Source organism: Pandoraea sp. PE-S2R-1, from assembly GCF_002179865.1.
Taxonomy (GTDB): Bacteria; Pseudomonadota; Gammaproteobacteria; order Burkholderiales; family Burkholderiaceae; genus Pandoraea.
In genome coordinates this window covers 83,013-93,605 of the sequence record NZ_NGUR01000009.1, presented here as the reverse complement: position 1 = coordinate 93,605, position 10,593 = coordinate 83,013, and the positions used below count along the sequence as shown (strand labels likewise).

The 10,593-nt window shown below is 64.2% G+C and carries 9 protein-coding genes; 5 read left to right on the top strand and 4 right to left on the bottom strand.

Annotation, left to right across the window (positions count from 1 at the left end; all coding sequences use genetic code 11):
• The first annotated feature begins 13 nt into the window (after positions 1 to 13).
• From CDV44_RS07720 to CDV44_RS07700, 5 genes are all read left to right on the top strand, one after another.
• Positions 14 to 949, top strand: a complete 936-nt coding sequence (locus CDV44_RS07720; RefSeq protein WP_170935895.1) for an ABC transporter substrate-binding protein — start codon at positions 14 to 16, stop codon at positions 947 to 949.
• Positions 942 to 2,951, top strand: coding sequence for a Fe(3+)-hydroxamate ABC transporter permease FhuB (fhuB, locus tag CDV44_RS07715; protein WP_087687505.1), 2,010 nt, complete (start codon positions 942 to 944; stop codon positions 2,949 to 2,951). The genes CDV44_RS07720 and fhuB overlap by 8 nt, the downstream gene beginning before the upstream one ends.
• Before the next feature lie 128 nt (positions 2,952 to 3,079).
• Positions 3,080 to 3,847, top strand: coding sequence for an ATP-binding cassette domain-containing protein (locus tag CDV44_RS07710; protein WP_249277492.1), 768 nt, complete (start codon positions 3,080 to 3,082; stop codon positions 3,845 to 3,847).
• A gap of 23 nt (positions 3,848 to 3,870) precedes the next feature.
• Complete coding sequence (locus CDV44_RS07705; RefSeq protein WP_087687503.1) at positions 3,871 to 5,616, top strand: cyclic peptide export ABC transporter; 1,746 nt, start codon at positions 3,871 to 3,873, stop codon at positions 5,614 to 5,616.
• A gap of 47 nt (positions 5,617 to 5,663) precedes the next feature.
• Positions 5,664 to 6,326, top strand: coding sequence for a 4'-phosphopantetheinyl transferase superfamily protein (locus CDV44_RS07700; protein ID WP_170935894.1), 663 nt, complete (start codon positions 5,664 to 5,666; stop codon positions 6,324 to 6,326).
• A gap of 15 nt (positions 6,327 to 6,341) precedes the next feature.
• Here the strand turns inward: CDV44_RS07700 and CDV44_RS07695 are convergent, their stop codons facing one another.
• The 4 genes from CDV44_RS07695 to CDV44_RS07680 all read right to left on the bottom strand — a co-directional run bounded on the left by CDV44_RS07695 (position 6,342) and on the right by CDV44_RS07680 (position 10,558).
• A complete protein-coding gene (locus tag CDV44_RS07695) occupies positions 6,342 to 7,118 on the bottom strand; it encodes an energy transducer TonB (protein ID WP_087687501.1) in 777 nt (258 codons plus the stop codon).
• Positions 7,115 to 7,507 carry a biopolymer transporter ExbD gene (locus CDV44_RS07690; RefSeq protein ID WP_087687500.1) on the bottom strand — a complete coding sequence of 131 codons (393 nt, stop codon included), beginning with the start codon at positions 7,505 to 7,507 and terminating at the stop codon, positions 7,115 to 7,117. Before CDV44_RS07690 ends, CDV44_RS07695 begins: the two co-directional genes overlap by 4 nt.
• A 9-nt stretch (positions 7,508 to 7,516) precedes the next feature.
• A complete protein-coding gene (locus tag CDV44_RS07685) occupies positions 7,517 to 8,188 on the bottom strand; it encodes a MotA/TolQ/ExbB proton channel family protein (protein WP_087687499.1) in 672 nt (223 codons plus the stop codon).
• A gap of 72 nt (positions 8,189 to 8,260) precedes the next feature.
• On the bottom strand, positions 8,261 to 10,558 hold the full coding sequence (locus tag CDV44_RS07680) for a TonB-dependent receptor (protein WP_087687498.1): 2,298 nt from the start codon (positions 10,556 to 10,558) through the stop codon (positions 8,261 to 8,263).
• Positions 10,559 to 10,593: the final 35 nt, after the last annotated feature.

The window sequence follows — 10,593 nt, the reverse complement described above, 5'->3', positions numbered from 1 at the left end:
ACTGGAAAGTTGCATGAAACGTCGTAGTTTTTGTGCTGGCGCGGCTGCCATCTTGGCCGGTGCCGGTCCTTGGGTCCACGCGGCCGGACGCCCGACGACGGCGTCCGCGTCGCCTGCATCCTCGTTACGCATTCTTGCGCCTGATCGCGGCGCCGTGTCGTCGTTGCTGGCGCTGGGCGTCGAGCCAATCGCAGGGGCCGACCGCGCCTTTTACGATTCGATGGGTGCCGAACCACGCATGCCGCCGGGCATGAACATCGTCAACAGCGGCGATCCAATCGAGCCGAACCTCGAACTGATGATCGAGTTGGGCATCAACTGGTGCGTCACCGTGACCACACCGCAGATCGCTCGCGAGCGCATGGGCGTGGTCGCACCGGTCACCCATCTCGACATCTTCACCGGGGCGACTGGTGCCCTCGACCGTGCGGCCGAGGGGCTGCGCACGCTCGCGCGCATGACCGGCCGGGAGGCGCAAGCCTCTGACTACATCGCGCGGGTCGAAGCCCATATGGCCGAGGTCGCCAGAACGCTGGCGGCGAGCGGCCGTCCGGCACAACGTCAGACCTATCTGGTGACGCTCAACGACGGCGGGCGATCAATGGTCGCGTATGGCCGCAATAGCATCATGTGGGACGTGATGACGCGCGTTGGCCTGCGCAACGCGTGGACACGCAGCACCAACGAGTACGGGTTCAGTGTCGGTGGCGTCGAGCTACTGGCGGAAGCGCCGGACGCCGACATCGTCGTCGTGGATTTCGGGGCGTCGACAACGGCCGCGTTGCGTCAACTCGCCGTCAGCCCGTTCTGGAACCGGCTGGCGTCGGTGCGGGCGGGACGCGTCTACCGGATTCCGCTCATCGATCTGTTCAACTCGTATCCGTCGGCGTCGACACTGCTGCGCGGACTTGACGGGCTCATTCGCCGGGAGGACTTCCGTCATGTCTAGCATGGTCATCCCGACCCCGATGCCGCCGCGCGAGAAGTCGCCGCTGTCATTCGTCCTGCTCCTCTTAGGGCTTGCGCTGGGACTGACGTGGCTCAACCTGCACAACGCGCTGCCCGCCACCGGCTGGCGCGGCTTGTTGCCCGGCGCCGATCCCGACGACATGAAGCGGGTCGTGATCGAGTATTCGTTCGCGCCGCGTCTGGCCGTCTCATTGCTTGCGGGCGTCGCGCTCTCGCTCGCAGGGGGGCTGTTCCAGCACGTGTTGCGCAATCCCCTCGCGGAACCGACGACGTTGGGGGTAGCGGCGGGCGCCAACCTCGCGATGACCGTCACGACGTTGTGGTTTCCGTCGCTGCTGATCGAACATCGCGACGCGGTCGCGCTGGGCGGTGCCGTCGCTGCGTTTGCGCTGGTATTTGTGATCGCGTGGGCGCACTCGCTCTCGCCGCTGGTGCTCATTCTGTGCGGTCTGGTCGTGACGTTGTGCGCCGGGTCCATCGGCTCGGTGTTGTCGTTGTTCTTCCACGAAGGGCTGCTCGGCGTCTTCGTCTGGCAATCGGGTGCACTCAACCAGAACAGCTGGACCATTGCCGAGCAGTTGCTGCCACGCGTCGCGCTGGGTGCCGTTGCGGCGGCATTGCTGGTCAGGCCGCTGTCGGTGATGGCCGTCGGTGACGATGCGTCCCGCGCGCTGGGGGTATCCCTGCGCTGGTTGCGGCTGGGCGCGCTCTTCGTCGGCACGTTGCTGTGCGCATGGATCGTGAGCGCGCTGGGCGTCATCGGCTTCGTGGGGCTCGCCGGACCGGCGCTCGCGCGCCTTGCCGGGGCCCGCACGCTCGGACGGCGCCTCGCGTGGGGGGCTGTCATCGGTGCTCTGTTGCTGTGGCTTGCCGACCAGATCGTGCAGTGGCTCGGTCTGTGGATGCCGGAGATTCCGACCGGTATCGCCACTGCGCTGCTGGGTGCGCCGTTGCTGTTGTGGCTGTTGCCGCAACTGCATGACAGCGCGCATGTGCATCGCCACGAGGGCCCGGTGGTGCAGCGCGCACAACGCAATTTATGGGTTGCAGTGATTGGCGCGTTGCTGTTGCTCGTCGTCATGACGGTTGCCGCCATTCTCGTCTCGCGCGGTTTATCGGGCTGGCGTCTGGACACCTTCGAGTCGCTCGGCCGCCTGAGAGCACTGCGCATTCCGCGCGTGGTCGGCGCACTGGCCGCGGGGGCGATGCTGTCGGTGGCAGGCATTCTGATCCAGCGTCTGACGGCGAACCCGATGGCCAGCCCGGAAGTGCTGGGGATCTCGTCGGGCGCATCGCTCGGGCTGATCGTGCTGCTGTTCGCGGTGAATTCGCCGTCTCAGGCGATGCAGCTTGCTGCTGCGTCAGCCGGGGCATTTGCCGCCCTCGGCGCGATGTTTTTGTTGGCCCGGCGCAGCGGCTTTTCGCCAGAGCGTCTGATTCTGACGGGCATCGGCATCAGTACGGTCTTCAGTGGCCTGGCGTCGCTGATGATGGCCAGCGGCGATCCGCGCATGGCGATGATGCTCGCGTGGATGGCTGGCTCCACCTACGGCGTGGGCGCGACGCAGGCCACCGTGGCGCTGGTGATTGCGGTCGTGCTGCTTCCGCTGGTGCTGTTTGCCGCACGCGCGCTCGACATTCTGCCGCTGGGCGAAGCCGTCGCCCGGTCGGTCGGCGTGAATGTCGGACGCTCCCGGTTCGCGTTGTTATCGGCTGCCGCTGTGTTGAGTGCTGCTGCCACGCTCATCATCGGCCCGATTTCGTTTGTCGGGCTGATGGGGCCGCACATCGCCAGATTGCTGGGACTGCAACGTCCCGTGTCGCAGATCTTCGGGGGCGCGTTCGTCGGTGGCGCGATGCTCGTGCTGGCGGACTGGATTGGCCGCAACGCGTTGTTCCCTGACCAGATGCCGGCGGGCCTGTTGGCCACGTTCGTCGGCGGACCGTATTTCCTGATGCTGATCTGGCGGGACCGCGCCTGACGCGACCGCCGACGATCACATCCTATTGCGCAAGACCGGATGAAACGATGATGGAAGATACCGAATTCGCCGCCACACCATCGCAGGTGGCCCAACCCAAGCACGATGCCCATGAGGTGCCGTCGCCAATGTTCGACCTGCGCGACGTCTCGTTCAAGGCGGGCGAGCGTACGTTGCTGCACCCCCTCACGCTCACGCTGGCACCGCGCCGTGTGATCGGATTGATCGGCCACAACGGCTCGGGCAAATCGACGCTGGTCAAACTGCTGGCCCGTCAGCAGGCGCCGGCCAGCGGCGAGATTCGCTTCGAGAACACGCCGCTGGGTGACTGGCAGGGCAGGGCGCTGGCGCGCAAGATCGCCTATCTGCCCCAGCACACGCCACCCGCAGCGGGACTGCGCGTACGCGAGTTGGTGCGCTTTGGACGCTATCCGTGGCATGGGCCGCTGGGGCGCTTCTCCGCACAGGATCTGGCGCGTGTCGACGAAGCCATGGAGCTCACCGGCGTATCGCGCTTTGCCGATCGGCTGGTCGATACGCTCTCGGGCGGCGAGCGCCAGCGCGTCTGGCTGGCCATGCTCGTCGCGCAAGACGCCGACTGTCTCTTGCTCGACGAGCCCATTGCCGCGCTGGACGTCGCGCATCAGGTCGAGGTGCTGTCGCTCGTCCAGTCGCTCTCGCGCACTCGCGGTCTGGGTGTGGTGGTAGTGCTGCACGACATCAACATGGCTGCGCGCTTCTGCGACGAGATCGTGGCGTTGCGCGGCGGGCGCTTGTGCGCCCGGGGCACGCCGGCCGAGCTCATGACGAGCGAGCGTCTGGAAGACATCTACGGTATTGCCATGGTGGTGATGCCGCATCCGCAGACCGGTGAGCCGGTTTGCGTCGTCCGTTAAGTTTCACGATTGGGGAAATTGCCATGACCGACCGTTCCATGGGTCAATCGCCGGACTCGCCTGACAAGACGCGTATCGGCCACGAATTGTTCCGGCTGTTCCGGCCCTTCCTGCCGATGAGCCTGTTCTCCACCGTGATGGGCGTGGTGGCAGGTCTCACCACGGCATGGTTGCTCGCGACGATCAACGACGGCCTTCACTCGCCCGACGGCATTACCGGCAAGACCATCGTGACCTTCGTCGTGCTGTGCGCGGTCACGCTTTCCGGCAACGCCATCTCCGGCGTGGGCAACAGCGTGATCGGTCAGAAGATCATTGCGGCGCTGCGCAAGGACCTCTCGGCGCGCATCGTCTGTGCGCCGATCGCCGAAGTCGAGCGGTACCGCGTTCACCGCTTGCTCGCGACGCTCAATAGCGACGTCGATACGGTGAGCGCCGTGACCTTCAACTTCCCCGGCTTCATGACGGCCGTGGCGATTGCGCTCGGTTGCGTGGCCTACATGCTGGTGCTCTCGCCGTTGCTGTTCCTGTTTGCACTGGCGGCGATCCTGATCGGTCTGGGCATCAATCACTACGCCTCGCTGCGCTGGGACTTTCACTACCGTGGCGTACGCGGCGCGCAGGACGAGCTCCAGAAGCAATACCGCGCCATTACCGAAGGTGCCAAGGAGTTGCGGCTGAACCGCGCGCGCCGTCAGCGCGTGTACGGCGAGCAGTTGTCGGGTGCCGCCGATCTGATCGGCGAACTCAAGAGCCGCGCCATGCGCCTGTACTACGCGGCCAATGCGATGGGCGGCATGCTGTTCTTCGTCGTGATCGGGCTCATTCTGCTGCTTCAGTCGAAGCTTGGCGTGGACTCGCGTGTAGTCAGTGGTTTTGTGATCGTGCTGCTGTATATTCGCGGCCCCATTGAGATGATTGCGGGCGGCTTGCCGACGTTGATTCAGGCGCGCGTCTCGTTCCAACGCATTGCCGAGCTCACGAGCCAGTTCCGGAATCGTGAGCCGCGCCTGCTCGAAGGTCCGGCGGTGGGAGAAGCGGGATTCCCCGCGATGCAGACGCTGGCCCTGCGCGGTGCCACGCATGCATTCCCGGCGGCGGGCGACAGCGCGCCGTTCCAGCTTGGGCCGATCGATCTCGAAATTCGTCGCGGCGAGACGCTCTTCATCGTGGGCGAAAACGGCTGCGGCAAGACGACGTTGATCAAGACGCTGCTCTCGCTCTATACCCCGGGGCAGGGTGAGTTGCTGGTCGACGGCAAAACGGTCCCGGCGGAGCAACTCGACGGCTTTCGTCAGCAGTTCTCCACGGTGTTCTCGGATTACCACCTGTTCGACGATCTCGTCGCGAGCGATACGCAGACGATGGCGCACGCGCAGGCCTATCTTGAGCAGTTGGGGTTGGCGCACAAGGTGAGCATCGTCGATGGCGCGTTCTCGACCATCGACCTGTCGGCCGGTCAGCGCAAGCGTCTGGCGCTGGTGCATGCGTATCTGGAAAACCGTCCGTGGATGGTGCTCGATGAATGGGCCGCCGATCAAGACCCGACATTCCGCCGCTACTTCTATCAGGAGATGCTGCCGGACTTCAAACGTCAGGGCAAAACGCTGATCGTCATTTCGCACGATGACCGGTATTTCGGTTTGGCGGACCGCGTGGTGCGCCTGCATCAGGGACGCATCATCGAAGAAGCCAGCGGCAGCACGTTCGCCTACGAGACGCATGTCGATGGGCCGGTGAATGTGCAGGTTGATGCGCCGGTGGCGTGAGCCGGACGATGCGGGCAGAACAGCTACCGTGCAATGGGCGCTGGCCGGTGGATGTCGACGTCTGGCATGTGGCGATCGACGGAAGCCGTGAGCCCGATGCATATCGCTATCTCGACGCGGACGAACTGGCGCGGGCAGGGCGGTTTCGCTACGACGTCGACCGTTATCGCTTTGCCATGACACGGTCGGTACTGAGGGAACTGTTGGGCGAGTACACCGTGGCGAGGCCCGCGTCGGTGGGTTTCGCACAGGGGCCATATGGCCGTCCGGAACTGGCAACGCGCCCCGGTGAGCTGTCGACGTTGTCGTTCAACGTCTCGCACACGGGCAACGACGCGTTGATCGCCGTCTCCCGGACTCGGTGTGTCGGCGTCGATATCGAGGTGAAACAACGCGCGCTTGACTGGCGCGAGCTGGCACCGCTCGTGTGTACGGCCCCGGAGCGTATGCAGATCGAGGGCTTGCCCCCGGCGGCACAATGCGACGCATTCCTTCGCTGCTGGACGGCCAAGGAAGCGATCCTGAAAACCATCGGACTGGGCATTACGGAAGGCTTGCTGTGCCTGCGCGTCGATATCGATGATTTCGCCGAGCAGCGACCCGTTGTCGTCGAAGCACCACGCTTCGAAGCTGCTGCCCGGCTGAGGTTCCGGTGGCTTGACGATCTACCGGCTTGTCAGGCGTGTCTGGCATGGGGACAAGACGCCTGAAAATCCCCCACGGCCTCACGCGTCGCTAAAAATCACCCTCACTTTGAACGTGTTCAGCTTACCCGCCAGATTCGGCGGGGGAGACGGCATGGCCGCGTGCTGCACGGCGGCGATGGCCGCCTGATCGAGCGTCGCAACGCGCCCGGGCCGGGAGACATGCACATTCGACACCACACCATCCTGATAGGCAAACTCGACGTCGATATTTGCTGCCAACCCCATGCCCCGTAACGCCATCGGATAAACCACGGCCGCTTGCACAGCAGCGCGGAGTTTCGCGATGAAACGATCGTCCGGCCCCGGTGCCACGTTCGACGGGGAGGCCACCGGCGTTGGCGCTGCGGCAGCAGCAGGCGCAGGCGGAGCATCCGCGCCATCCACCGTCTTGACCGGTGGCGCGTCTGCATGCGTCGTTTCGTGGGCGGGCTGGGCAGTCTTGTTCGCCGGCGACACGACTGGCTTTGGCGTCACTGCGTGCGTCACCGGTACGACCGGCTTGGCCGGGGATACCACGGGCTCCACCGGTTTCACGGCAGGTGCCGCGACCGGCTCCGGCGCAACCATCGCCAGCATCACCGGCGCGTCTGCCCGAGCGGGTGGCGGCGACGGGCTGCCACGCGAAAGCCAACCGGTCGTCAAGCCCAGCAGGATCGCCTCCAGTGCCAGCGCCGTTGCCATGGCCCGCCACGGCCAGCGTCCCTGTCCCTGAGGCGTCGCCGAACCGGGGATGGGCAGTGCGCCGCCGACCGCCTGCGGATGGCCCACAACCTCCGACTGAAAAATCGTGGTCATGGCGCCTCTTTCGCAGCGATGCCGATCTGCGTGACACCCGCCGCACGGCACGCGTCCATCAACTGGGTCAATTGCTGCACGTTGGCGGCCTTGTCGCTCGCGATGGTCACGACCGTGTGGGCAGGATCGTGCGCACGCAGCGTAGCGCTCAGCGCGTCGAGCGTGACCGGATGCTGGTCGGTTTCAATGCTGCCGTCAGCGTGCAAGGCGACAAGCACCTTGGGGTGAGGCAAGTCCTGCGCCGTCGAGCTTCCCGGCAGCTTGGCCGACATGCCCATCGACGGAATCATCTTGAGCGTGATCATGATGAAGAACACCAGCAGGAAGAACATGATGTCGATCATCGGCACGACTTCGATGCGTGCCTTTCTCGTTTCGAAATATCGCATCGCGGGCTCTCAGGCCGAAGCACGTTCGTGGCGCAACACCACACCGGTCGGCTCAACCGCCTGCTGTGAGGCGCTGTGACGGTTGAGCAGCAGGCGCTTGAGCGTATCCATCTGATGCACGGTCTGACGCACGGTGTCCTGCATCGCATTGAAGAACCACAGGTGGCTCATGGCAATCGCCAGACCGCACGCCGTCGCGATCAGCGCTTCGGCCACGCCCGAAGTCACTTGCGTAGGATCGCCCCCCGCAGCGCCCAGCACGTCGAACGCGTGGAACATGCCGACGATGGTACCGAACAGGCCCAGCAGCGGCGCGACGGTGATCACCGTATCGAGCACCCACAGGCCGCGATCGACACGCGGCACTTCCAGATAGATCGCTTCGTCGATCACCGCCTCCATGTCGCCGCCGTGCACGCGCTTGAGGTTGTGCGCGTAGGCGTCGAGCAGGCGGCCGTGCGGCAAGCCCGCAGCAGCGGCGCGCAGTTCGTCGGCGTCGTGGACGTCGATCATCGGTAACGCGCTGACCGCCGTCACGATGCGCTCACCGCCCCGGAACGTACGACGCAGACGAAGTCCGCGATCCACGATCACGGTGATACCGACGAACGCCAGCAGGACCATCAGATAGAGCGTGCCGCCGGACGACATGGCTAATTGGTTGATTTGAGTCAGATCCATGAAATCTCCTTGCAATGAAATTCGCGCCGGCCGCGCCAACCGGCGGCCGGCGACCGGTAATCCGGCGGCCGATCAGATCTCGGCGCGCAGATTGACGTAGAAGCTGCGGCCCGGCACGAAGTAGTAGAGGAACTGGTTCGCGTCAGTGCCCTTGCTGGTATCGGTCGCGGCCGGGCCGAGGTTGTCGGTGATACGGTGCGTGTCGAACAGGTTGTCGACGCCGAACGACACCCGAACCTTCTTCAGGACCGAACTGAGGTTGGTGAAGTCGCGCGCGACCATCATGCTCGTCACGCTATAAGGGCCGACCTTGTAGATCGAACCGTCCGCCGCACCGTTGCTGCCCTGATACATCGAGCCGACGAACTTGGTGTTGATGCCCGCGTGCCACGGCCCCTGATCGAAATTGAGGGCAATGGCGGCGGTGTATTGCGGCACGAAGGAGATGCGCTGGCCAGACTTCCAGATCTGCGAGCCCGTGCCGTCTTGCGTGTAAGTGGCGTTGTTGAGCGAGCCGTTGGCGTAGAACGAGAAGCCGCTGCCGAGCAACACGTTGCCTTCCGCTTCAAGGCCGGTGTAACGCACGCCGCCGGCGTTGAAGTACGTGGCATTCGCGCCTGAGCCGTTCTTCGTGATGTAGTTGCTGAACTCGATCAGGTACGCGTCGGCGTTGAACGTGAATCGATCCGCCTTGAACACCGTACCGATCTGGTAGGCCATCGAGGTTTGCGGCTGCACGTTGTTGTTGCCCGACGGATTGGCCGAATACAGGGTGTTCAGGTTGGGGCCGAGCGCACCACGCGAAACCTGCGCATAGCCTGACCACAACGACGTGAAGCGGTAGTTGACGTCCAGACTCGGCAGCACGCTGTCCCACGACTTGGTGGCGGAGGTGCCCGGCAGGTTGTTCTGCAACACGCCGGCCGACAGCGAGCGCTCGAAGTGCTGATAGCGAATGCCCGGCGTAACGGTCAGGGCGTTCGTCGCCTTCCACGCGTACTGCGAGAACGCCTGCGCCGTATTCACCTCATCGACCATGTCGTAGTAGGTGTTGCCGTAAGTGGCGTTCTGTTTGACCGACTGACCGGTAGTTGCGTCGTAGGCGAAACGATTGCGCGGATTTCGCGTGTGTTCGACCCAGAAGCCGCCGGTGAACGTGCCATAGGCGTCTGTGTGCGTCGCCGCCAGCGTATCGCCATACGTGCGGTATTCATTGAGCTTCAGTGCGCCCGCAATATCGGTGCCCGACTGACCGGCAGAGAAGGGCTTGGCCGCGCTGAGTGCCGAGAGCGGCGACGACGTGTTGTCGCCATTCAGTTCATGGCTCAGGTTGTAGTAGTAATACGTGTACAGCTTGTTGCTCAGGCCCCAGCCGTTGTCGAAGTCGTGTTTGACGTCGATATAGGCGAATTCGGTGTTCTTGTCCTGATAGTTGTAGCCGTAGTAGTTCGGGCTCTTCGGATCGGCGTTCAGGCCGTAGTTGTAGCCGTACTGCGCCACCTGATTGAGCGTGGCGCCGCCCGGATTGTTGAAGTGGATCTTGTCGTATGCGTAGACCCACGTCACGAGCGTGTTGCTGCCGATCGGCGTCACGCCCTTGAGGAAGATGTTCGTGTTGCGCACGCCGCTGTTGCTCAATGCGCCGTTCGAGTCGGTACGCTGAATGTTCAGGAAGACATTCGAGTCAAGCAACCCCGGCATGATGCCGGTCGTGATGCCGAGGTTTTCCTGCCACGTCGCGTGCGAGCCGATGGTCTGCGAGTACTCGATCTTGCGCACGGGGCTCAGGGTCGGCGAGAACAGGTTCACCGAGCCGCCGAAGGTCGCATAGCCCAGCGTGGTGGCATTGCCCGGGCTCCGGTCGATGGTGACGCTACCGATGGTGGCGGCCGGAAAGTACGACGTGGTGTGGTGCGAGAAGTCGTTGGTGTCGCCAAACGGAATGCCGTCGTACGTCACATTGAACTGACCGTCCGGAAAGCCGCGCAGTGTCTGGTTCTTGGCCTCCGACAAGCCGAGACCGTTGGGCGACGAGCTGCTGTAGCTCGGCGCAATGCGCAGAATCGTGCCGTAGTCCGCCTGTGGATTGATCTGATTGGCGATGTAGTCGCTGCTGATCTGTGTCTGGGGAGACGTGGCTTCAAGCGGGGCTTGCGTGAGCGCCTTCGCGGCGGCGGCGGTCGGTGCGTTGCGCGACTTGACGGCGGTGACGTTGACGGGCGCGCCCACGTCGGAGGCCGATACGTCACCGATGTCGGTGGTCTGGGCCTGCGCCGTGCTGGCCAGCACGGCAAGCGCAATGGCGGTGAGCGTCAGATGCGGCGTACTGATGCGATGAAGACTCGGTGTGCGCGTCGTGTTCAGTTTCATGGCTTGGGTTCGTTCTCTTTGGAAGTTGTGCCGGC